23 protein-coding genes are annotated in these 22,729 nt (G+C 68.6%); 17 read left to right on the top strand and 6 right to left on the bottom strand.

The features are described from left to right. Positions 1–7: 7 nt before the first annotated feature. Complete coding sequence (locus tag C4E04_RS19950; protein WP_109600327.1) at positions 8–1,249, top strand: FAD-binding oxidoreductase; 1,242 nt, start codon at positions 8–10, stop codon at positions 1,247–1,249. Positions 1,250–1,256: 7 nt separating this feature from the next. Here C4E04_RS19950 and C4E04_RS19955 read toward each other — a convergent pair whose 3' ends face one another. Next, the gene (locus C4E04_RS19955; protein WP_109600329.1) at positions 1,257–3,533 is read right to left on the bottom strand and encodes a CDC48 family AAA ATPase; all 2,277 of its coding nucleotides are present in this window, start codon (positions 3,531–3,533) and stop codon (positions 1,257–1,259) included. A 220-nt stretch (positions 3,534–3,753) separates the two neighbouring features. Between C4E04_RS19955 and murJ the strand changes: the two genes are divergently transcribed. The 10 genes from murJ to C4E04_RS20005 all read left to right on the top strand — a co-directional run bounded on the left by murJ (position 3,754) and on the right by C4E04_RS20005 (position 11,793). After that, a complete protein-coding gene (gene murJ / locus C4E04_RS19960) occupies positions 3,754–5,271 on the top strand; it encodes a murein biosynthesis integral membrane protein MurJ (RefSeq protein WP_162559488.1) in 1,518 nt (505 codons plus the stop codon). Between the two features lie 68 nt (positions 5,272–5,339). Beyond that, positions 5,340–6,380 carry a tryptophan--tRNA ligase gene (gene trpS, locus C4E04_RS19965; RefSeq protein ID WP_109600333.1) on the top strand — a complete coding sequence of 347 codons (1,041 nt, stop codon included), beginning with the start codon at positions 5,340–5,342 and terminating at the stop codon, positions 6,378–6,380. Between the two features lie 36 nt (positions 6,381–6,416). Next, a complete protein-coding gene (locus tag C4E04_RS19970; protein ID WP_174219303.1) occupies positions 6,417–6,914 on the top strand; it encodes a universal stress protein in 498 nt (165 codons plus the stop codon). Between the two features lie 334 nt (positions 6,915–7,248). Further along, positions 7,249–7,809, top strand: a complete 561-nt coding sequence (locus C4E04_RS19975) for a NifU family protein (RefSeq protein ID WP_109600335.1) — start codon at positions 7,249–7,251, stop codon at positions 7,807–7,809. A gap of 68 nt (positions 7,810–7,877) precedes the next feature. Continuing rightward, positions 7,878–8,468, top strand: coding sequence for a malonic semialdehyde reductase (locus C4E04_RS19980; RefSeq protein ID WP_109600337.1), 591 nt, complete (start codon positions 7,878–7,880; stop codon positions 8,466–8,468). Positions 8,469–8,594: 126 nt separating this feature from the next. Next, positions 8,595–8,957: a hypothetical protein gene (locus tag C4E04_RS19985; protein ID WP_109601356.1), complete on the top strand. Its 363-nt coding sequence runs from the start codon at positions 8,595–8,597 to the stop codon at positions 8,955–8,957. A gap of 388 nt (positions 8,958–9,345) precedes the next feature. Beyond that, a complete protein-coding gene (gene tsaB / locus C4E04_RS19990) occupies positions 9,346–10,029 on the top strand; it encodes a tRNA (adenosine(37)-N6)-threonylcarbamoyltransferase complex dimerization subunit type 1 TsaB (protein WP_109600339.1) in 684 nt (227 codons plus the stop codon). A gap of 13 nt (positions 10,030–10,042) precedes the next feature. Beyond that, positions 10,043–10,528, top strand: a complete 486-nt coding sequence (locus tag C4E04_RS19995; protein ID WP_109600341.1) for a GNAT family N-acetyltransferase — start codon at positions 10,043–10,045, stop codon at positions 10,526–10,528. Positions 10,529–10,654: 126 nt separating this feature from the next. After that, complete coding sequence (locus C4E04_RS20000; protein WP_109601358.1) at positions 10,655–11,029, top strand: Fur family transcriptional regulator; 375 nt, start codon at positions 10,655–10,657, stop codon at positions 11,027–11,029. Beyond that, a complete protein-coding gene (locus tag C4E04_RS20005; RefSeq protein ID WP_245416172.1) occupies positions 11,026–11,793 on the top strand; it encodes a 1-acyl-sn-glycerol-3-phosphate acyltransferase in 768 nt (255 codons plus the stop codon). The genes C4E04_RS20000 and C4E04_RS20005 overlap by 4 nt, the downstream gene beginning before the upstream one ends. Positions 11,794–11,882: 89 nt before the next feature. On the opposite strand, the gene acnA is transcribed toward C4E04_RS20005, so the two are convergent. Further along, positions 11,883–14,555 carry an aconitate hydratase AcnA gene (gene acnA, locus C4E04_RS20010; protein ID WP_245416363.1) on the bottom strand — a complete coding sequence of 891 codons (2,673 nt, stop codon included), beginning with the start codon at positions 14,553–14,555 and terminating at the stop codon, positions 11,883–11,885. A gap of 322 nt (positions 14,556–14,877) precedes the next feature. Here acnA and ccmA point away from each other — a divergent pair, with 322 nt between their 5' ends. Both ccmA and ccmB read left to right on the top strand, forming a co-directional pair. After that, entirely contained in the window at positions 14,878–15,516 is a 639-nt protein-coding gene (ccmA, locus tag C4E04_RS20015) for a heme ABC exporter ATP-binding protein CcmA (RefSeq protein WP_109600345.1), read from the top strand. After that, positions 15,516–16,181 (top strand): heme exporter protein CcmB, encoded by a 666-nt coding sequence (gene ccmB, locus C4E04_RS20020; protein WP_174219304.1) that lies wholly within the window; start codon positions 15,516–15,518, stop codon positions 16,179–16,181. Before ccmA ends, ccmB begins: the two co-directional genes overlap by 1 nt. Positions 16,182–16,193: 12 nt before the next feature. Here the strand turns inward: ccmB and C4E04_RS20025 are convergent, their stop codons facing one another. Next, positions 16,194–17,180, bottom strand: coding sequence for a M23 family metallopeptidase (locus tag C4E04_RS20025; RefSeq protein WP_109600347.1), 987 nt, complete (start codon positions 17,178–17,180; stop codon positions 16,194–16,196). A gap of 128 nt (positions 17,181–17,308) precedes the next feature. On the opposite strand from C4E04_RS20025, the gene C4E04_RS20030 reads away from it, so the two are divergent. From C4E04_RS20030 to C4E04_RS20040, 3 genes are read left to right on the top strand one after another with little or no spacing between them, the layout of a single operon-like run. Continuing rightward, positions 17,309–18,049, top strand: coding sequence for a heme ABC transporter permease (locus tag C4E04_RS20030; RefSeq protein WP_109601367.1), 741 nt, complete (start codon positions 17,309–17,311; stop codon positions 18,047–18,049). Between the two features lies 1 nt (position 18,050). Then, on the top strand, positions 18,051–18,209 hold the full coding sequence (ccmD, locus tag C4E04_RS20035; RefSeq protein ID WP_109600349.1) for a heme exporter protein CcmD: 159 nt from the start codon (positions 18,051–18,053) through the stop codon (positions 18,207–18,209). Then, complete coding sequence (locus tag C4E04_RS20040) at positions 18,202–18,780, top strand: DsbE family thiol:disulfide interchange protein (RefSeq protein WP_245416173.1); 579 nt, start codon at positions 18,202–18,204, stop codon at positions 18,778–18,780. Before ccmD ends, C4E04_RS20040 begins: the two co-directional genes overlap by 8 nt. Here C4E04_RS20040 and C4E04_RS20045 read toward each other — a convergent pair. Then, positions 18,746–19,249, bottom strand: a complete 504-nt coding sequence (locus C4E04_RS20045) for a YaiI/YqxD family protein (RefSeq protein ID WP_109600352.1) — start codon at positions 19,247–19,249, stop codon at positions 18,746–18,748. The two genes, C4E04_RS20040 and C4E04_RS20045, sit on opposite strands and share 35 nt — an antisense overlap. Positions 19,250–19,394: 145 nt before the next feature. On the opposite strand from C4E04_RS20045, the gene C4E04_RS20050 reads away from it, so the two are divergent. Further along, on the top strand, positions 19,395–20,732 hold the full coding sequence (locus tag C4E04_RS20050; RefSeq protein ID WP_109600354.1) for an adenylate/guanylate cyclase domain-containing protein: 1,338 nt from the start codon (positions 19,395–19,397) through the stop codon (positions 20,730–20,732). 10 nt (positions 20,733–20,742) lie between these two features. Here C4E04_RS20050 and C4E04_RS20055 read toward each other — a convergent pair whose 3' ends face one another. Together C4E04_RS20055 and ftsY are read right to left on the bottom strand one after the other, a co-directional pair. Beyond that, positions 20,743–21,366: a septation protein A gene (locus C4E04_RS20055; RefSeq protein ID WP_109600356.1), complete on the bottom strand. Its 624-nt coding sequence runs from the start codon at positions 21,364–21,366 to the stop codon at positions 20,743–20,745. Then, a complete protein-coding gene (gene ftsY / locus C4E04_RS20060; protein ID WP_109600358.1) occupies positions 21,363–22,670 on the bottom strand; it encodes a signal recognition particle-docking protein FtsY in 1,308 nt (435 codons plus the stop codon). The genes C4E04_RS20055 and ftsY overlap by 4 nt, the downstream gene beginning before the upstream one ends. Positions 22,671–22,729: the final 59 nt, after the last annotated feature.

The raw sequence follows: 22,729 nt of genomic DNA on the forward strand, positions 1-22,729 counted from the left end.
GTCCACCATGCGTATCACGATCGTCGGCGCGGGCATCGTCGGCCTCGCGACCGCCCATGCGCTCCTTGACGAGGGGCATGCGGTCACGCTCGTGGACCCGGGCGGCAAGACGGGCCGGCCCACCGACGGCAATGCCGGGTGGATCGCTCACACGGACATCATGCCCCTGGCCTCGCCCAAGGTCTGGCGGAACCTGCCGCGCTGGCTCACGGATCCGCTCGGCCCCCTCAGCATCAGGCCGGGCTACCTTCCGGCCCTGGCGCCCTGGCTGTTGCGCTTCGTGCAGGCCTCCTCGCCGGGCCGCATCGCCGCGAGCATGGAGGCGATCCGGTCCATCAACGCCGAGGCCCTGCCCGCCTGGCGGGCACTGCTCGACTCTTTAAGCCTTTCGGGCCACCTGCGGGAAAAGGGCCTCCTGACGGTGTGGCGGGACCGCGGCGCCTTCACGGCATCCGCCGAGCTCTTCGACCGGCAGCGCGCCTATGGCATCGCGGTCGAGGCCCTCGGGCCGGAGGACGTGGCCCGGCTCGAGCCCGCCCTGAACAACGTGGGGGCGGCCGTTCTCTATCCCGAGATGTGCCACGTCTCCGATCCGGCGGTTCTCGCGGCGGATCTCCTCAGGCTCGCTTTGGCACGGGGTGCCGTCCACGTGGCCGCGCAGGCCGTCGCTGTCACCTTCAGCGACAATGCCGTGCATGTCCGCACGGACGGCGAAGCGGCGGATCTTGTGGCCGACCGCGTGGTGATCGCGGCCGGGATCTGGTCGCGGCCCCTGGCCGAACAGCTGGGGGACCGGATCCCGCTCGATACGGAGCGGGGCTACAACGCCACCTTCCCGGCCGGGACCTTCAGGCTGGAGCGCCCCGTCATGTACGAGGGCGAGGGTTTCGTCACGTCGCCCCTCGACAGCGGCGACCGGGTCGGCGGCGCGGTGGAATTCGCGGGCATTGAGGCGCCGCCGAACCATCGCCGCACCGAGGCCGTCGTGCAGCGGCTCAAACGCTTCCTGCCGCATCTCGACGACATGCGCCCGGCGAAGCGTTGGATGGGGTTCAGGCCCTCGATTCCCGATTCGCTGCCGGTGATCGGCCCCGCCTCGGCCGACCGCCGGATCGTCTATGCCTTCGGACACGGCCATCACGGCCTGACCCAGGCAGCCGTCACGGCCGGGATGGCCGCGGCCTTGATCTCCGGACGCCCCGGCCCCGTCAGCCCCAAGCCCTTCACGGCGCAGCGCTTCTCGCGCTGACACTTTTCTATTCGGCCGCCTGGCGGACCGGCATGAACCCGATGGGTTGGCGCTGCGGTCCCTCCTGCTTGAGGGTGCGCAGGATCTCCTCGTATTCGCGCTCCATTTCGGGCGTGACGGAGGCCCGGGTCTCCCGCAGCGCCTGATCGAAATGGGCCCGCGTTACCGTCTCGGCGTCGATGGATTCCCGCAGGGCCAGGAGGCCGGCACGGCGGGTCAGGTCCTCGAGATCCGCGCCCGTGAAGCGGTTCGTGCGCTCGGCGAGGCTGTCGAGGTCCACGTCGTCGGCGAGCGGCATGTCCTTGGTGTGGATGCCAAGGATGTGGCGCCGTCCCTTGGCGTCCGGCACCGACACATAGATCAGCTCGTCGAAGCGTCCCGGCCGCAGGAGCGCCGGGTCCACCAGGTTCGGCCGGTTCGTGGCGGCCATGACCACCACGCCCTGAAGCTCTTCGAGCCCATCCATCTCGGCCAGGATCGTGTTGACGACCCGCTCGGTGACGGCCGGCTCCCCGAGCCCGCCGCCGCGCACGGGCACGAGCGAATCGATCTCGTCGATGAAGATCACGGTCGGGGCCACCTGCCGGGCACGGGCGAAGAGGCGCGAAACCTGCTGCTCGGATTCGCCGTACCACTTGGATAGGAGGTCGGAGGATTTCGTGGCCACGAAATTGGCCTGCGCCTCCCGCGCCACCGCCTTGGCCAGCAGGGTCTTGCCCGTGCCGGGCGGGCCGAAGAGCAGGAAGCCCTTGGCCGGGCGGATGCCGAGGCGCCGGAAGGCCTGCGGGCTCTTGAGGGGCAACTCCACGCCCTCCCGAAGACGCGTCCTGGCCTCCTCCAGGCCGCCGATGTCGTTCCAGGTCACGTTCGGAACCTGGATCATGATCTCGCGCAGGGCGGAGGGCTGGACCCGCTTCAGGGCGCTCATGAAATCGGCCCGGGTGACCTGCAGCTTCTCCAGGATCTCGGCGGGGATTCCCTCCTTCAGGTTCACGTCCGGCAGGATCCGGCGGAGCGAATCCATGGCCGCCTCCCGGGCGAGGGCCGAGAGGTCCGCCCCCACGAAGCCGTAGGTGGTGCGGGCGATCTCGTCGAGGTCCACGTCCTCGGCAAGCGGCATGCCGCGGGTGTGGATGGCGAGCACTTCGCGCCGCCCCGGCTCGTCCGGCACGCCGATGACGATCTCCCGGTCGAAGCGCCCCGGCCGGCGCAGGGCCTCGTCGATGGCCTCGCGCCGGTTGGTGGCGCCGATGACCACGATGTTCTGCCGCGGCTCCAGGCCGTCCATGAGGGTGAGGAGCTGCGCCACGATGCGCCGCTCCACCTCCCCGGTCACCTCCTCGCGCTTGGGCGCGATGCTGTCGATCTCGTCGATGAAGATGATGGCCGGCGCATTCTGCTGCGCTTCCTGAAAGACCTCCCGGAGCCGCTGCTCGGATTCCCCGTAATGGCGCCCCATGATCTCGGGCCCGGCAATGTGGAAGAACTGCGCCTCCGTCTCGTTCGCGACCGCGCGGGCGAGGAGCGTCTTGCCGGTGCCGGGCGGCCCGTAGAGGAGCACGCCCTTCGGCGGATCGATGCCGAGGCGCTGGAACAGCTCCGGATGGCGCAAGGGAAGCTCGACCATCTCGCGCACCTGATCGACCGTGTTCCCGAGGCCGCCGATATCGTCATAGGTCACGTCGGCCCGGCGCGCCTCCTTCGGCTCCTCGAATTGCGGCCGCAGCTCCACCTCGGTCTGCTCCGTCACCTGGACGATGCCGCGGGGCTGGGTGGACACCACCACGAGGCGGATCTCCTGCAGGCCGTAGGCCGGAATGTTCAGAAGGCCGCGCAGCTCCTCCGGAAGGCGCGGGTCGGCGGCGCGGGGCGAATAGATGGAGGTGGAGATCACGTCCCCGGCCGCGAGCGGCCTGCGAAAGAAGGTGCGGCGCAAAGCATCGCCCGAGCCCTGCAGGCGCACGTTCTTCTGGGCGGGCGCGAGCACCACGCGGGTGGCAGGCCGCACCTCGGCCCGGCGGATCTCCACATGGTCGCCGCTGCCGACCCCGGCATTGACGCGCTGAAGACCATCGAGGCGGATGATGTTGAGACCCTCGTCCTCCGGATAGGGCGGGACCGCGATGGCGGTGGTGTGCCGCTTGCCGATGATCTCGACGGCCTGGCCCTCGTGAAGCCCGAGCTCGGCCAGCACCTTCTGGCCGATCCGCGCGACGCCGCGCCCCGCATCCTCCGGCCGCGCATTGGCGACCTGCAGCCTCACGCCCTGGATTTCGTCTGCCATGATGGCCTCCCTTACCCTCCCCGCCGGGAGGGACGACCCCGTCACGTCGGGCCCCTTGTTGTGGAACGGTCGGATGGGACGCTTCGGGCCTCGGCCCGGACAATGGAGGACAAACGCCCGATTCCCCCACTTGTTGCATGGAGCGCCGGGCCTCATCCTTCGTTCCCTTATCCCTTCGTTCCTTGGACAATCGGCCCGCGAGGCATTAAGCGCGGCCCTCATGTCGCTCCTGCGCTCCTCCCTCCTGGTCGGCCTCGGCACCGTCGCGTCCCGGGTGCTCGGCTTCGCGCGGGACATCCTGTTTGCGCAGGTGCTCGGAGCCGGGCCCGTGGCGGACGCCTTCCTGGCGGCCTTCCGCCTGCCGAACCTGGTGCGCCGGGTCGTCGCCGAGGGTGGCCTCAACCCGGCCCTGGTGCCCGTGCTGGGGCGGCTGGAGCCGGCCGAGGCCGCGCGGGTCGCGGGCGACGTCACGACCATTCTGGCGCTCCTGCTCCTCGGTCTCGTGGCCCTGGTCGAGGTGGCGGCGGGCCCGATCGCACTCCTCCTGGCGCCGGGCCTCGGCACCGAGGAGACCCTCGGCCTGGTGGCGCTCTATACCCGCCTCGCCTTTCCGGCGGTGTTCGGCGTGACCCTGGCCTCCGTCGGCGCCGCCTTTCTCAACATGCATCGCCGCTACGGGGTCGCGACCCTGGCGCCGCTCGTGGTCAACGGGGGACTGATCCTCACCCTCCTCGGGCTCGGCCGCCTGTCCCTTGCGCCCGAGCGGGAGGCCGCCTGGCTCGCCCTAGCGTCCAGCGCGGCGGGGCTCCTGCAGCTCGCCATCATCGCGGCGGCCCTCCTGCGCGGCCCCGACAGGCCGGTGCGGCTGCGCCGTCCCACCCTCTCGCCGGCTCTGAAGACCCTGCTGCGCGCGGGCCTGCCGGCGCTCTTCGCGAGCGGCGCCGTGCAGCTCTTCGTCCTTGCCGGAACCCAGATCGCCTCGTTCTGGCCCTCCGGCGTGTCCTGGCTCTACTATGCCGAGCGGGTGATGCAGCTCCCCCTCGGGCTCATAGCGGCGCTCGCAGGGAGCGTGCTTCTGCCCGAACTCGCGGCCCGTCACCGCCATGCGGGCGTCGAGGCCCTCGTGGCAGCCCAGAACCGGGCGCTCGCCCTCGCGCTTCTCCTCGCCCTGCCGGCCGCCGCCGCCCTGGCAATCCTGGCCGAGCCCATCGCGGCCGTTCTGTTCCGGCGCGGTGCCTTCGCGGCGGAGGACGTCAACGGCACCGCCCTGGTGCTCGCGGGCCTGAGCGCGGGGCTCCCCTTCGCGACCCTCGGCAAGGTTCTGAGCCAGACCCTCTTCGCCCGGGGCGCCCTGCGCGGGACCCTGTTCGCGGCTCTCGCGGGGCTCGCGGCAACCGCCGGGGCAGGCGCGGCTCTCGGCTTCCTTCTCGGCATGGGCGGGATCGCGCTCGGGATCAGCCTTGGCTGCCTCGTCCATGCGGGCGCCCTTATCGTCCTGCTGCGCCGGGCCGGCCTGTGGCGCCTGGGGCGGGACTTCGCCGGGCAGGTTCTGCGGATCGCCCTGGCGACCGGCGCCATGAGTCTCGGGCTCGGCGGCGGGCTTGCCTTCCTGCCCCAGCCGGGGGCGCTGGGGCTCGCGGCCCTGTGCGGCGGCGGCCTTGCGGCCTATGCGGCTGCCGCATGGCTCTTCGGGGCCGTGACCCCGGAGGATCTCGCGCTGGCGACGAAAAAGCCTTAAAGAGCCGCTTGCATCGTGGGCCGGCCCTGTCATAACGCCCGCCGCGACAAGCGTGGGAGTCGACAAGGATGGCGCAGTTCAAGGAGCTCGTGTTCTCGGGCGTTCAGCCGACGGGCAATCTCCACCTCGGAAACTATCTCGGGGCCATCAAGCGCTTCGTGACCATGCAGGAGACCCACGATTGCATCTATTGCGTCGTGGACATGCACGCCATCACGGTGTGGCAGGACCCCAAGGAGCTGAACCGGCAGATCCGCGAGGTCACGGCGGCCTTCCTGGCGGCCGGCATCGACCCACAGAAGCACATCGTGTTCAACCAGAGCCAGGTGGCCCAGCACGCGGAACTCGCCTGGGTGTTCAACTGCATCGCCCGCATGGGCTGGGCGAACCGCATGACCCAGTTCAAGGAGAAGGCCGGCAAGGACCGCGAGAACGCGTCGGTCGGCCTCTTCGCCTATCCGATGCTCATGGCGGCCGACATCCTGGTCTACCGGGCGACCCACGTGCCGGTGGGCGAGGACCAGAAGCAGCACCTGGAGCTGACCCGCGACGTGGCGCAGAAGTTCAACAACGACTACGCCGAATCGATCGCGTCCTACGGCTTCGGCGATGCATTCTTCCCCCTGACCGAGCCCCTGATCGCCGGACCTGCCACCCGGGTCATGTCCCTGCGCGACGGCTCGAAGAAAATGTCGAAGTCGGACCCGTCCGATTATTCGCGCATCAACCTGACGGACGACGCCGACACCATCGCGCAGAAGATCCGCAAGGCGAAGACCGATCCCGAGCCCCTGCCGTCGGAGGTCGAGGGCCTCAAGACCCGTCCCGAGGCCGATAACCTGGTGGCGATCTACGCGGCGCTCACCGATTCGACGCCCGCCGACGTGCTGCGCGACCATGGCGGCGCGCAGTTCTCGGGCTTCAAGGCGGCCCTCGTGGACGTGGCGGTGGCGAAGCTCTCGCCCATCGCGGACGAGATGCGTCGCCTCATGGCCGATCCCGGCCATATCGAGCAGGTCTTAGGCCAGGGCTCGGACCGGGCCCGCGTGCTCGCGGCCCAGACCATGGACGCGGTCAGGGATATCGTCGGATTCGTGCGGGCACGCTAAGCTGCAGACCGCCGGACACGATTCGGGAGACGGGCTGTGAGCGGCAAGCGCCAATCCTATGAAGCCGGCCACCGACCGAAATTCATGGTGGTGGTCGACAAGACGACGGAATGCTCCCGCGCCATCCACTTCGCGGCCCGGCGCACGGCGCGCACGGGCGCGAGCATGATCATGCTCGCGGTGGTCGACCCGCCCGCCAATTTCGAGTGGATCGGCGTCGGCGAGGCCATGATCGAGGAGGCGCGGGAGGAAGCCCGCAAGCGCCTCGAGGCCGCCGCCGGCGAGGCCCGCAGCGCCGCCGGCGTCGAGCCGGAACTGGCGATCCGGGTCGGCCCCCGGGCCGAGGAGATCATCCGGCTCATCGGCGAGGACGAGGACATCTCGTTCCTGGTTCTGGCCGCCGGCACCGGCAAGGATGGCCCGGGCCCCCTGGTCTCGACCCTGGCCGGCAAGGCCGCCTCCACCTTCCCGGTCCCCATCGTCATCGTGCCCGGCAGCCTGACCGACGAGGAAATCGACGCCCTGGCGGGGTGATTCTCCTCACAGCTGGCGCTCTTTCCTCCTCCGTCATTCCGGGACAGCGCGCAGCGCTGGGCCCGGAACCCATAAACGCTGACGGTGCAGGATAGGGCGCAGCAATTATCGTAAGACCTTATTCTGAAATGCTGGTGGTTATGGGTTCCGGGCTCCGCTGACGCGGCCCCGGAATGACGGGGCGCAGGACCGGAACGTCACCCATGCGCCCGCCGCCCTTGGAATCGCCCCGCTCCCATTCCACATCCGGGGCAGAACCTGTTAGAACGATTCCAAGCCCACTTCCGGGCTTCCACCGCTCGGCCGGCCTTGAACCGGCGCAGAGGAAAGACCGATGTTCATTCAGACCGAAGCCACTCCCAACCCCGCCACCCTGAAATTCCTGCCCGGCCGCGTCGTGATGCCCGAGGGGACCTTCGAGGCCCGCAGCGCCGACCAGGCTTATGTGTCCCCGCTCGCGGAGCGGCTCTTCGCCGTGCCGGACGTCACCGGGGTCTTCTTCGGCTACGATTTCATCACCGTCACCAAGGGGGACGGTGAGTGGCAGCACCTGAAGCCCGCCATCCTGGGCGCGATCATGGAGCATTTCATGACCGGCGCGCCGCTCTTCACCGAGGGCCATGCGGTCGACATGGAGGACGGGGAGGAGTTCTTCGACGAGGAGGATGCGCCCACGGTCGCGACCATCAAGGAGCTGCTCGAGACCCGCATCCGCCCGGCCGTGGCGGGCGACGGGGGCGACATCACGTTCCGCGGCTACAAGGACGGGACGGTCTATCTCGTCATGAAGGGCGCCTGCTCCGGCTGCCCCTCCTCCACGGCGACCCTGCGGCACGGCATCCAGAACCTGCTGCGCCACTTCCTGCCGGACGTGCGCGAGGTCCAGGCCGTTTGATCCGGCGCGGAATGCTCTAGAATTCAAGGCGCGGCCGAAAAGGCCGCGCTTTTTCTTTGGAGCCCTCCGTGCCTGCCCTGCCCGACGATGCCATCGACCAGATTTTCCGCGAGGCCCGCACCTTCCGCTGGTGGGAGGACCGGCCGCTCGCGCCGGAAACGCTCCGGGCCATCGCGGATCTCGCCAAGCTCGGGCCGACCAGCGCCAATTCGTCCCCTGGCCGGTTCGTCTTCGTGGTGTCGGCTGATGCCAAGGAGAAGCTGCGCCCGCATCTCGACGAGGGCAACGTGCGCCAGACCATGAGCGCGCCCGCGACCGCCATCGTGGCCTACGACACGGAATTCTACGAGAAGCTCGGCTTCCTCGCCCCCAACAGCCCCGATGCCCCAAGCTGGTTCGCCGGTAAGCCCAAGGCCATCGAGGAGACGGCCTTCCGCAATTCGAGCCTCCAGGGCGCCTACCTGATCCTGGCGGCCCGGGCGCTCGGGGTCGATTGCGGGCCCATGTCGGGCTTCGACCGCAAGGGCGTCGACGCCGCCTTCTTTCCGGACGGCCGGATCAAGTCCAATTTCCTGATCAATCTCGGCTACGGCCTCAGGGAAAAACTCCATCCCCGCCAGCCGCGCTTCTCCTTCGACGAGTTCTGCCGGATCGCCTGAGCGCCTCTTCTACCTCCAATGCGGCAGGCAGAGAGCGCTGCCCGAGCCGCGCATCCGCGATAGAATTGCCCTGCGGCCGGAAGCGGGCGTTCCGACGTGCCGGGCCCGCCGCGCGAGGCGATTCCCATGGTCGACAAGACACAGGACGAGCCTGTCCATCCGCCGAGGATCGACGCGATCTTCCGCAGCGGTTCGCTCACGGCGATCAGCGTCGTGCTCGGTTTCTCGCTCGGATTTCTCAGCCGCTGGGGCGGGCTGCCCGGGGAATGGACCAGGTCCGACGTCTTCGCGGTCATCGCCATCACGCTCGGCATCGTGCTGCAGATCAAGGCCCTGATCGACCTTCTGTCGATCGAATCCCTCGTCCGCGCCCGCTACGAGCGCGCCATCCGCATCTTCGTGACCGGCCTCGTCCTCGTCACCCTCGGCGTCGCGGCCGCCATCTTTGCGGAACTCATCGGCTATGGCGGGATCGCTCTGGAGGGGTAAGAGGTGATTTTAGAGCTGCTCCGCTCCCCAGATCTCGGGTGTTTGTGGGAAGTGCCGACATACTCTCCTCCCCACGGATCCGAGTGCTCATGGGAAGCGCCGCCCTACCCTCCTCCCCCTTGTGGGGAGGAGTTGGAGGTGGGGGTGTCGGCGCTGAAATCTTAGAACTTAGCGCTCACACCCCCACCCTTAATCCCTCCCCACAAGGGGGAGGGAAACAGGTTGCGCTTCGTCTCTGTCACGCGCAAGCTCTCTACCGCACAACTCCGCCGCCCCTGCTCCACCCCGACCTCTCCCTAGGGGAGATGTAAAAGGCATTGCGGCCGAAAACCCATTCCCTCCCGTGATACTCTTGCTCTAAAGAGACCGGATCAGACGGAGACGAAGGTTGCGCATCCTTGCCATCGACACCGCGCTCGGCGCCTGCTCGGCCTGCCTTTTCGAGTCAGGCCGGTCCGAACTGCTCGCGCGCGAGACCATTCCCATGGAGCGCGGCCATGCCGAGGCCCTGCTGCCCCTGATCGACCGGGTGACGTCCCAGGTGGATGGCGGCTTCGGGGCCCTGAGCCGGGTCGCCGTGACGGTCGGCCCCGGCAGCTATACGGGCCTGCGCGTCGGCATCGCGGCCGCCCGGGCCATCGGGCTCACGACCGGCATTCCGGTGGTCGGCGTCGCGACTCTCTCGGCCTTCCTGGCGCCTCTCATGGCCGGGGAGCGGCGGGGGCTCTTCACGGCCGCCATCGATGCCAAGCACGGGCAGATCTATGTCCAGGCCATCGGGGCAGGCGGGCGCGTCATCATCCCGCCGGGGCTGATGGGCTACCGGGAGGTGATCCGCCTCCTCGGGTCCGGCCCGCTCCTGGTGGCCGGCACGGCCGCCGAGGCTCTGGCGATCGAGGCGCGGGCTCAAGGGGTCGAGGTCGCGGTCTGCGACCAGGCGCCCGGCCCCGACATCGCCTGGGTGGCGAGGCTCGGCGCCATGGCCGATCCGGCCCAGGCTCTGCCCAAGCCCCTCTATCTGCGCGAGCCCGACGCCAAGCCGCAGGACGGGGCGCGAATCGCCCGGCGGTGAGAGGGTCCGCCCGATGAGCGTCCTCGACCGCTTCCTGCGCCCGCCGGGCATCCGCATCGCTCCCATCGGGACAGAGACCGCGGGACGGCTTGCGGCCATCCATGAGAGCGCCTTCGCGCGGCCCTGGAGCAGCCTCGACTTCGCCCGCCTCCTGGGCGAGCGCGCCCACGCGGCGGACGGGCTCTTCGTCGGCCGCTCCGCCCAGCCCAGCGGCTTCGTCCTGTCCCGGATTGTCCTCGACGAGGCCGAGATCCTCACCATCGCGATTGCGCCGGCGGAGCGGGGCCGGGGCCATTCCGGCCGGCTCCTCGACGCCCATCTGGACGCGCTGTCGCGCCGGAGCGTGCGCCAGGTCCACCTGGAGGTGGAAGACGGGAACCTTCCGGCGCTGAAGCTCTATCGCGGCCGCGGCTTCCGGGAGACCGGCCGCCGGCCCGGCTATTATCTCAAGGAGGACGGCACGCGGGCGACGGCCCTGACCATGACGCGGGACCTATAGCCCCGACCCGGCGGCTCCCCTATAAGCATCTGCAGGAGTGCAATCTTGGCGGAACGGAACAGCAAATCGGCACGGGTCCGGCGATCCGACGCGATCGAGCGGGCCTGCCGCGAGAAGGGCCTTCGCATGACCGGCCAGCGCCGGACCATCGCCCGTATCCTGGACGATGCCGCCGACCATCCGGACGTGGTGGAGTTGCACCGCCGCGCCGCTGCCGTGGACGACCGCATTTCCCTCTCGACCGTGTACCGGACCGTGAAGCTCTTCGAGACGAAGGGAATCATCGAGCGGCTCGATTTCCGCGACGGCCGCTCTCGCTACGAGCAGGCGGCGCGCGAGCACCACGACCACCTCATCAATTTGGAGACCGGGGACGTGATCGAGTTCCACTCGGACGAGATCGAGGCCCTGCAGACCGAGATCGCCCGCAGACTCGGCTACCGGGTCGTCTATCACCGGCTCGAGCTCTACGCGGTGCCTCTCGACAAGGATGACGCGTGAGGCGGATCGGCGCCTTTTTCAGGCTCGCCCTCCTGGGGCTTGTGGCGATTGTCCTCATCCCGCTGCAGATGCTTGCGCTGCGCTGGAACTGGCCGATCCTGCACCGGCTACCCCTGCGGTTCCACCGGATCCTGCTGTGGCTCTTCGGCGTGCGCGTGACCGAGAAGGGAAGCGCGCCTGGGAGCGCCGCCACCCTCGTGGTGGCGAATCACGTGTCCTGGCTCGACATTCCGGTCATCGGCTCCCTTCATCCCCTGTCGTTCATCGCCAAGTCGGAGATCGAAGGCTGGCCTGTGGTCGGGCTCCTGGCCCGGCTGCAGCGCTCCGTCTTCATCGACCGGCAGCGCCGGAAGGCGACTGCGGAGGTCAACGACGCCCTCGCGCACCGGCTCGTGAAGGGCGAGACCATCGTGCTCTTCGCCGAGGGCACCACGAGCGACGGCAACCGGCTCCTGCCCTTCCGCTCCTCCCTGGTCGGCGCAGCCCAGACCGCGCTCATGCACGACAGCGTGGAGCAGGTTTTTCTCCAGCCCCTCGCGATCGCCTATACGCGCCGCGACGGCCTGCCCGTGACCCGTCGCGAGCGGCCCTTCATCGCCTGGTACGGCGACATGGAGCTTGGGCCCCATCTCGGCATCTTCCTCGAGGGCCATCCCCTCGACGTGACCGTGACCTGGGGCGAGCCGATTCCGTTCAACGGCAACCGCAAGGAAGCGACCGCCGCAGCCGAAACCGCGGTGCGCCGGGCCCTGCAGGCGGCGTAACCCTTTCACCGACGAGAGTCGCAAGGACATGAAAAAGGGCCCGCCCCGGCGAGGGGGCGGGCCCTGTGTTTTGTGCGGCAGCCGGAAACTTACGCCGCGAGCTGGCGCAGGACGTACTGGAGAATGCCGCCGTTGCGGAAGTATTCCAGCTCGTCGAGCGTATCGATGCGGCAGACCAGCGGAACCTTCTTCACGGTGCCGTCGGCGGAGGTGACTTCCATCTCCATGCGCTGGCGCGGCTTCAGGCCTTCCGCAAGCCCGTGGATCGTGACCGTCTCGTCGCCCTTCAGGCCGAGCGATTTCCACGAGGTGTCGCCCTCGAACACGAACGGCGCCACGCCCATGCCGACTAGGTTCGAGCGGTGAATGCGCTCGAAGCTCTCGGCAACCACGGCGCGCACGCCGAGCAGGTTCGTGCCCTTGGCCGCCCAGTCGCGGGACGAGCCGGTGCCGTATTCCTTGCCGGCCAGGACCACGAGCGGCACGCCCTCGTCCTGGTAGCGCATGGCGGCGTCATAGATGAACATCCGCTCGCCGGAGGGCTGATGGATGGTGTAGCCGCCTTCCACCACGTTGCCGGTCTCGTCCTTCACCATCTGGTTCTTGATGCGGATATTGGCGAAGGTGCCGCGCATCATCACCTCGTGGTTGCCGCGACGGGTGCCGTACTGGTTGAAGTCGGCCACCGCGACCTGGTGCTCCTGCAGGTACTGGCCGGCAGGCGAGTTCACCCGGATGTTACCGGCGGGCGAGATGTGGTCCGTAGTGATCGAGTCGAGGAAGAGGCCGAGGATGCGCGCGTTCACGATGTCCGTGACGGGCTTCGGTTCCTTGGTCATGCCCTCGAAATAGGGCGGGTTCTGCACATAGGTCGAACCGATGTCCCACTCGAAGGTGAGGCCCGGTTCCACCGTGACCTTCTTCCAGTTCTCGTCGCCCGTGAACACGTCCGCGTAGCGGGTCTTGAACAGCTCGCTCGTGATCGTGCGGTCGATGAACTCCTGCACCTCCGCCGAGGAGGGCCAGATGTCCTTGAGATAGACCGGCTTGCCGTCCGAACCCGTGCCGAGAGGCTCGGTGGTGAGGTCGGTCAGCATGGTGCCGGCGAGCGCATAGGCCACCACGAGCGGCGGGGACGCGAGATAGTTCGCCCGCACGTCGGGGTTTACGCGGCCTTCGAAGTTGCGGTTGCCGGAGAGCACCGACACGGCCACGAGGTCGTTGTCGTTGATCGCCTTGGAGACGTTCTCGGGCAGCGGACCCGAATTGCCGATGCAGGTGGTGCAGCCGAAGCCGACGAGGTTGAAGCCGAGGGCGTCCAGGTCTTTCTGCAGGCCGGCCTTCTCGAAATACTCGGCGACGATCTGCGAGCCGGGGGCGAGGGAGGTCTTCACCCAGGGCTTCGCCTTCAGGCCCTTCTGCACCGCGTTGCGGGCGAGAAGGCCCGCGCCGATCATCACGCTCGGGTTCGAGGTGTTGGTGCAGGAGGTGATCGCTGCGATCACCACGTCGCCGTGGCCGAGGTCGAAATTGGCATCATCGACCTTCACGCGCTTGCCGATCTCGGCGGCCTTGCGGAATTCCTTCTCCATCGCGTTGCGGAATTCGGCGTTGGACGTATCGAGCGTCACCCGGTCCTGCGGGCGCTTGGGGCCGGCGAGCGAGGGAACCACGTCGGCAAGGTCGAGCTCGAGGGTGTCGGTGAAGACCGGATCCGGCGTCTCGGCCGTGCGCCACATGCCCTGCGCCTTGGCATAAGCCTCCACGAGAGCGACGCGCTCGTCCGTGCGGCTCGTGGTGCGCAGGTAGTCGACGGTGCGCTGGTCGATGGGGAAGAAGCCGCAGGTCGCGCCGTATTCGGGGGCCATGTTGCCGATGGTGGCACGGTCCGCCACCGTCATGTCGTTGAGGCCGGGGCCGTAGAATTCCACGAACTTGCCGACCACGCCCTTCTTGCGCAGCATCTGCGTGACCGTGAGCACCAGGTCGGTAGCCGTCACACCCTCGCGCAGCTTGCCCGTGAGCTTGAAGCCGATCACCTCGGGAATCAGCATGGAGATCGGCTGGCCGAGCATGGCGGCCTCCGCCTCGATGCCGCCCACGCCCCAGCCCAGCACCGCGAGGCCGTTGACCATGGTGGTGTGCGAATCGGTGCCGACCAGGGTGTCCGGATAGGCCACGTCGAACTCGCCGGCCGCCGTATCCCGGCGGGTCCAGACGGTCTGAGACAGGAACTCCAGGTTCACCTGGTGGCAGATGCCGGTGCCCGGAGGCACCACGGAGAAGTTCTCGAAGGCGCTCTGGCCCCATTTCAGGAAGCGGTAGCGCTCGCCGTTGCGCTGGTATTCCAGCTCAACGTTACGGTCGAAGGCCCGGGGGGTACCGAACTCGTCGACGATCACCGAGTGGTCGATGACGAGATCCACCGGCACGAGCGGGTTGATCTTGCGCGGGTCGCCGCCGAGGCTCTTCATGGCGTCGCGCATGGCCGCGAGGTCCACCACGGCCGGGACGCCCGTGAAGTCCTGCATGAGCACGCGGGCCGGGCGATAGGCGATTTCCTTCTCGGCCTTGCCACGGTTGTTGAGCCAGTCAGCCACGGCCTCCACGTCGGCCTTGGTGACGGTGCGGCCGTCCTCGTAGCGGAGCAGGTTCTCGAGGAGGACCTTCATGGAAAAGGGCAGCTGCGAAATGCCCTTGAGACCGTTCTTCTCCGCTTCCGCGAGAGAATAATAGGTGTAGGTCTTGTCGCCCACCGTCATGGTCTGGCGGGCATTGAAGCTATTGGAGAGCGTCACGGCGAATCCTCGCGTGCATTTGGGTTACGAACAGGTTGTTCGGCCGAAAGCGCGATAAGCGCGCGCCGCTCCGGGGGCGCCCGGACAGGGGAGAAGCGCGCGAAGCGGATTGGACGCCATGGCGCGCGGCGCAGCCGAGGGTGGTATAGATCATTTCCTACGACCCCGCTACACGGATTAGAACCATTCTGGGGTGGATTGAGGGCAGGATGCCAAAAACCGGAAACCGGATGCCGCGGAATATCGGCCTCTTCGTCGGCGCGGCAGCGGTCTAGGAGCGGCGGGCTTGCAGCTTCATGTGGAGAATCTGGCCTGCAGCCGGGGCGAGCGCCGCATCTTCGAGGGGGTCTCGTTCGCGCTCCGACCGGGCGACGCCCTCCTGGTCCTCGGCCGCAACGGGGCCGGGAAATCGTCCCTGCTCGACATCCTGGCAGGGCGCCTCGCGCCGGCCGGCGGCACATTGGCCCTGACCGGGGCGGGCGAGCGCACCCTGCCGGAATGCCTCCACCATGTGGGCCACCGGGATGCCCTCAAGGCTGCCCTGACGGCCGAGGAGAACCTGGCCTTCGCACGCGACTTCCTTGGAGACCCGGCGCTGACGCCCCGGGAGGCCCTGGCGGCCCTCGGCCTCGCCCATGCGGCCGGGCTGCCGGTTGCCTATCTGTCGGCCGGCCAGCGGCGCCGGGTGGCCCTGGCGCGCCTCCTCGTCGCCCGCCGGGCCTTCTGGCTCCTGGACGAGCCGACTGCCGCCCTCGACACCGCCTCGCAGGAGGTCCTGCGCCGGCTCATCGAGGAGCACCGGGCCTCCGGCGGCATCGTCGTGGCGACCACCCACCAGCCCCTGGCCCTCGACGGCGCCCGGGAGATCCGGATCGAGCGGAGCGCCCCCGCGCCCGAGCCCTTCCGGTCCGGAGACGTCCTCTGATGCGTGCCTTCCTGGCTCTCCTGATCCGCGACCTGAAGCTCGCGGCCCGCGTCGGCGGCTCCGGGCTGATGGGGCTCGTGTTCTTCCTGTCCATCGTGACGATGATCCCCTTTGCGCTCGGGCCGGACCTCAACCTCCTGTCGCGGATCGGCCCGGCCATCCTTTGGATCGCCGCCCTGCTCGCCACTCTCATCGGCCTCGACCGCCTGTTCCAGGCGGACCAGGAGGACGGCTCCCTCGACCTCCTGCGCCTGTCGCCCGCGCCCCTGGAGGCCGTGGTGCTCGCCAAGGTGACGGCCCATTGGCTTGTGACGGGCCTGCCCCTGGCGCTCGCCGCCCCGTTCTTCGGGCTCTTGGTCGCCCTGACGCCGGACGCCATGCTGGCCATGGTGGCGACCCTTCTGGTCGGCACCCCGGCGCTCACCTTCGTCGGCGCGGTCGGGGCCGCGCTCACGGCCTCCCTGCGGCGCGGCGGGCTGATCCTCGCCATCCTGGTGCTGCCCTTCATGATCCCGACCCTGATCTTCGGGGTTTCGGCCGCCAACGCGGCAACCGGCGGCACCATCCCCTTCGCGACGCCGTTCCTGATCCTCGTCGCCCTGACCCTGGTCGCCGCCGTGGTCGGGACGGTCGGAGCGGCGGCGGCCCTGCGCTCGAGTGAATGAGCGGGGCCGCCCTTAGGGCCGCAGCTGAATGCCGAAGGCCTGTTCGAGGGCCGGCCTGCCGTTGCGGGTCACGCGATAGACGGCGCGGTAGAGGCCGGGGCGGAAACCGCCGGCCGGGGGCCTGAAGCCCGTGAACATCATCCACTGCGCCTTTGCCCGGTCGAGGGGTGGCGCCCCGTTGCGGGCAACCGGCCGTCCGTCGGGGTCGAACAGGACCAGCTCCTGCATGTCCCCGCCCTTCAGGCCGATCGTCCGCACGAAAGCGACGAGCGCCGGAGAGCCGGTGCTGGGAACATCCCGCTCCGCCTCGCCGGCTTCGATGGAATCCATCGTCACCGGTCCGGGAGCGAAGCCCTTGTTGAGAACATGCCCTGCCTCGTAGGACAGGGCGCCGCGGAGGCTCTCGTCCCAGAGGGAATGTCCGCCGCCGCAGGATGCCGGGTCGGCGCCGAAGGCGAAGGGGTCAACGGCCTTTCCGTCTTTGCGCACCGTGATGTGCAGATGCGGAAATTCCGTAAGGCCCGAAAGACCTACCTTCCCGAGCCGCCCTCCGGCCTGAACCTCGTCTCCCGGCTGAACCGCGAGGCTGCCCTTCGCCATGTGGCAGTACTGGGTTTCCCAGCCGTCCCCGTGATCGATCAGGACGCCGTTGCCGCATTCCAGCGACGCGACGCTCGCCCGTCCGCGCGCGGCGACCGACCTGTCCTCGACCCCGTCACGGACGCGAAGCACGATCCCTCCCGCCGCAGCAAGGACATCGACCCCGGCGCGTTGCGCCGCCATGGTCGGCAGGCGAATATCCGTGCCGTCATGGCCGTCATAGGTAAGCGTTCCACAGGCATAATCCTGCGCGTCCGGCGAGGGGGCGCGGTCGGGATAATGCTGAACGACGCAGGTCCGACCGATTTCGCAGGCCACCGGCCAACGCAGAACCGGCGGCTCGGCCAGGCACGGCCCCGCTCCGGCGAGAAGGGCGGCAAACGCGAGAGATGTCCGCATGGGCGCTCCGTAATAAAGTTCCATATGTAATGAAGTCCGCCGGCATGGGAAGGCATGGCGGAGCTTTGGAGCGAACTTGCGGCAATCCACTCGTTGCAGCCGCCCGCGTGGCCCGCTACATCGGTGCCATGATCCGCGAACTCGCCAACCCGTCCCGCTTCATGGCCTATAGCGGCCGCCTGCTGCCCTGGCTGGCGGGCGCGGCGGCTCTGGCCCTGGGCGTGGGGCTCTACATGACGTGGTTCACGGCCCCGGCCGATTACCAGCAGGGCGAGACGGTCCGGATCATGTACCTGCACGTGCCGGCCGCCTGGCTCTCCCTGTTCTTCTACGCGACCATGGCGGCCTCGGCCCTCGGCACCCTGGTCTGGCGCCATCCCCTGGCGGACGTTTCGCAGAAGGCCGCCGCCCCCATCGGGGCCGCCTTCACGTTCATCTGCCTCGTCACCGGCTCGCTCTGGGGCAAGCCCATGTGGGGCACCTACTGGCAATGGGACGCGCGGCTTACCTCCATGCTGGTGATGCTGCTGATCTATCTCGGCATCATGGCCCTGTGGCGCGCCATCGAGGAGCCGAGCCGCGCCGCCCGGGCGGTGTCGATCCTCACCCTCGTGGGCGCCGTCAACTTGCCTATCGTGAAATTCTCAGTCGATTGGTGGAACACCCTGCACCAGCCGGCCTCGGTGTTCCGCCTCGGCGGCCCGACGATCCATTCCTCCATGCTGATCCCCCTCCTGGTGATGGCCCTCGGCTTCACCCTGCTCGGGATGACGCTGCACCTGTCCGGCATGCGCACCGAGATCCTGCGCCGCCGGGTGCGTACCCTCACGATCCTCGAGGCCGAGCGCCTCGACGCTCAGGCCGCCTGACATGACGACCCATGCCTCTTTCATCATCGGCGCCTACGCGATCACCGCCCTCGTGGTGGCCGGGCTGATCTTGCGCGCCTGGCTCGACTATCGCTTGCAGCAGCGGGCCCTTGCGGAGCTCGAGGCCCGCGGCGCCGGCCGGAGGTCGCGCCGTGGCTGAGGCGAACGCGCCGCGCTCGCGGCTGATCTTCATCCTGCCGCTGCTCATCTTCGCGGGGGTCGTGGGCGGAATGTTCATTCCGAGCCTCCTTCCCGGAAGAGACCCCTCGCAGATTCCCTCCGCGCTCGTCGGCAAGCCCGCGCCGAGCTTCAGCCTCGCGCCCCTCGAAGGGCTCCTGGCGAACGGCAAGCCGGTGCCCGGCTTCTCCAACGAGGACCTCAAGGGCAAGGTCACGGTCGTGAATGTCTGGGCTTCCTGGTGCGCGCCCTGCCGCCAGGAGCACCCGCTCCTCGTAGAGCTCGCCAAGGACCCGTCGATCCGGGTCGTGGGCATCAACCAGAAGGACAACCCGGACAATGCCCGCCGCTTCCTGGGCACGCTCGGCAACCCCTTCTCGGCCGTCGGCGTCGATCCCAAAGGCCGCGCCTCCATCGACTGGGGCGTCTACGGCGTGCCCGAAACCTTCATCGTCGGCCCCGACGGCACCATCCGCCACAAGCATATCGGCCCGCTGACGCCGGAGAACTTCTCCGCCTTCAAGGAGAAGCTCCGCCAAACCCCGCCCGCCTGAGCCGCACGATCGCGAGATCGAGCGCCGAGAGAAACGCCGAGCGGTCCTTCGCCGAAAACGGCTTCGGGCCACCCGTGACCGTGCCCATGGCGCGCAGATCCTCCATCAGATTGCGGGTCGCGAGCGCCATGCCGACGGAAGATTCCGTGAAGGGCTTTCCGGTGGGGCCGATCACGTCGGCGCCGGCCGTCACGCAGCGATGAGCGAGCGGAATGTCGGCCGTCACCACAACGGCGCCGCGCCGGGCGCGGGCGGCAATCCAGTCGTCCGCCGCATCGAACCCGCCGTCGACGAGGACCCGCTCGATCAGCGGGCTCTGCGGCACCATCAGGAAGCTGTTCGCCACCACGAAGACGCCCACGCCGTGCCGCTCCGCGACCCGGTAGATCTCGGCTTTGACCGGGCAGGCATCCGCATCCACGTAAACCACGATGGGGCCGAGGCTTTCGGCGCCGGGCTTCACATTCATGAATTTTATCCCCTCGTCTGTCGCGGGCCCGGCATCGTTGTGCCAGAATCGGGTGACATGGCGGGCCAGTCCGCGGCCCCGCCGTGCGTTTTCGACGGATCGCCATGCAGGCGGCCCGGTCTAACCTGAATGGAAGTCCGTGCCTATGAAAAGCCGCGTCTCGTCCGCCTGGACATCGCTCCGCACCCTGGGGGCGAGGCGTCCCTTGAGCGATGCCACGGATCGGCTCATGCGCGAGGCGGACGTGGCGGCCCTGCGCCGGGCGGGCTTCGCCCGAGTGGTCGTGTCCGGGCTCCTTCTCATCACGGTCCTGATCGCGACCGAGGACGTCCCGAGGGACAACCTGATCGTCGTCCACCAGATTCGCGCGGCCGAGATGACCCTCTCGCTCCTCGGAATCGTCGGGCTCGGCAGCGCCTGGCTGGCCTCGCGGCGCATCGCCGTGGCCTGGCTCCCGGGTCTCACGGCGACCCTCGATGCCCTGCTGGTCTTCATCAATCTCGGCTACAGCCACTGGGTCCTGGGCATTCCCGGGAGCTTCTTCTCGGTCTTTCCCGGAATCTGGGTCGTGCCGATCACCATGGCGGCCAGCGCTATCCACTATAGCCCCCGTCTCCAGGCCTATGTGGGGATCCTCTATGTCACGGGGCTCGGGCTCCTGGCCCTGGCCGGGGCAGGGCTGTCGTTCCAGGAGCGGGAGCAGCGGCTCGCGGCCTTCGCGGGCCAGTTCAGCTGGGAAGCCAACATGGCCCGCGTCGCCATGGTACTCTCGGTCGCGCTCATCCTGATCCTCGTGGCCCGGCAGGGCCGCCTCCTGCTGGAGCGGGCCGTGCGGGAGACGACCTTACGGCTCAACCTCACCCGCTACCTGCCCCGGGAGCTGGCGCCGATCCTCTCGGAGCGGGCTTTCGCGTCCTTAAGGGCGGGCCGGCGCATCCCGGTGACGCTTCTCTTCGTGGACATGCGCGATTCCTCCACCTACGGCGAGACCATGGACCCGGCGCGGCTCGCCATCTTCATCTCGTCCTTTCGCCGCCGCGTCATGCGCGCAGCCGCCAGGCACGGGGGCGTCATCGACAAGTTCACGGGCGACGGAGCGCTGATCCTGTTCGGGGTACCGGTCGAATCGGATGACGACGCCGCCCGCGCGCTTGCCTGCGGGCGCACCCTGTTCGACCTCATCGACCGCTGGAACGCCAAGCGCGGCTTCGACCCGCCGGTCAGGATCGGCGTCGGCATCCATACGGGCGAGGTGTTCTGCGGCGTGGTCGGCGACGAGGACCGGCTCGAATTCACCGTGCTCGGCGAGACCGTGAACACCGCCGCCCGCATCGAACAGGCGACCAAGACCGTGGAATGTTCCTTCCTGGTCTCGGCCCAGTGCATCGCTGCCGCCGGCGAGACCACCCGCTGGACCCCCATCGAGCACCTGCCGCTTCCCGGCGTCACGCGCCCAATTCGGCTGATGAAGCCAGCGGAGTGACCTGAAGGTCTCAGGCCTCCTCGGCCTTCTTGCCCGCCTCGTAGCGCATGAGCAGCGGCGTCTGCGCAAGGGCGAACACGATGGTGAGGGGCATGATGCCGAAGACCTTGAAGCTGACCCAGAAATCCGTCGTCTGCGTGCGCCAGACCACCTCGTTGAGGATCGCAAGGGCGAAGAAGAACAGGGCCCAGCGGAAGGTGAGCTTGCGCCAGCCCTCCTCGGTCAGCTCGAACATGCTGTCGAGGACGATCTCCAGCAGGGGCTTGCGGAAATAGAGGCCGCCGAGGAGCACGAGCCCGAACATGGCGTTCACGATGGTGGGCTTGAGCTTGATGAACATGTCGTTCTGGAGGAACAGCGTCAGCCCGCCGAAGACCACCACCACGGCGCCCGAGACCAGAGGCATGATCGGCAATTTGCGGATAAGCGCATAGCTGATGGCGAGCGCCACCACGGTCGCGGCGATGAACAGGGCCGTCGCCACATAGATCCGCTGGTTCTCCGCATAGCCGAACCGGTCCGCATAGGCGTTCGCCACGAAGAAGAGGGCGAGCGGCCCGAGCTCCAGGGCGAGCTTGAGAAGGGGCGGCAGGCGCCGGGCGTCGGTCTTGGTCTCGAAGAGGTCGTCGGTCATGCGGCTTCGTCCAATCCGGCGATGGCGCGGGCGAAATCCTTCGCCGCGAAGGGTTCCAGGTCGTCGACGCCCTCGCCGACGCCGATGAAGTGGACGGGCAGGCCGAACTTGGCCGCGAGCGCCACCAGGATACCGCCGCGGGCGGTGCCGTCGAGCTTGGTCATCACGAGGCCGGTGACGTCCGCAGCCTTGCGGAAGAGCTCGACCTGGCTCACGGCGTTCTGGCCGACGGTGGCATCGAGGACGAGCAGCGTTGCGTGGGGGGCGTTTTCGTCGAACTTGCGAATCACGCGCACGATCTTTTCCAGCTCGGCCATGAGGCCGGCCTTGTTCTGGAGGCGGCCCGCCGTGTCGATGAGCAGCACGTCCGACCCCTCGGCCCGCGCCGCCTCGAGAGCGTCATAGGCGAGGCCGGCCGCGTCCGACCCTTGGGCGCGGGCGATCACCGGCGCGCCGACGCGCTCGCCCCAGACCTTCAGCTGCTCGATGGCGGCAGCCCGGAAGGTGTCGCCCGCCGCCAGCATGACCTTGAGGCCCTGGGCGCGGAATTTCTGGGACAGCTTGCCGATGGTGGTGGTCTTGCCCGCCCCGTTCACGCCGACCATGAGAATCACGAAGGGCTTCTTCGACCGGTCGATGGCGAGCGCCTGGGCGACGGGCTGGAGCGTCTTCTCCACCTCACCCGCGAGAATCGTCTTCACCTCCTGCGGGGAGATCTCCTTGTCGTAGCGGCCCGCCGAGATCGCTTCCGTGATGCGAAGGGCCGTCTCGACGCCGAGATCGGCCTGGACCAGCGCGTCCTCCAGCTCCTCCAAAGTGGCGGCATCGAGCTTGCGCTTGGTGAAGAGGCCCGTGACGCTCTCCGACAAAGACGAGGAGGTCCGGCGCATGCCGTGCGTCAGGCGCTGCCACCAGCTCTGCTTCTCGGCCGGGGGCGCCGGCTCGGGAGCGACTTCGGGCACCGGTTCCGGCGCAGGCCTTGGGATCGGCTCCGTCGGGCCGCCGCCCTCAGGCTCCCGGCCCTCCACGGGCTGGAGATCGGCCCCCGCCAGCTCGGGCGCGACCTTTTCCTCCACCGGGATATCCGGGGAGGCCTGGGTCACGGTCGAGGGGGCCGGGATGAGGTCGTCGGCCGCATTCGCGGGCGGCGACGGCATGGCCTCAGGCGACCCGCCCGCCTGGGGCATTTCGGGTTGGGGCGTCTCGGATGGGGGCGTTTCGGGCGCAGCCGGGGCCGGCGCTTCCGCCTTGCGCCCGAACAGACGGGACAGGAATCCGGGCTTGTCGGGCTTCGTGTCGGCCATGGGTGTCTCGTTTCCGCCTTTTGCTTTGCTGCTTGCCTTCGCGCCTCGGCCTCGATAGC

It is taken from the genome of Microvirga sp. 17 mud 1-3 (assembly GCF_003151255.1).
Classification (GTDB): domain Bacteria; phylum Pseudomonadota; class Alphaproteobacteria; order Rhizobiales; family Beijerinckiaceae; genus Microvirga.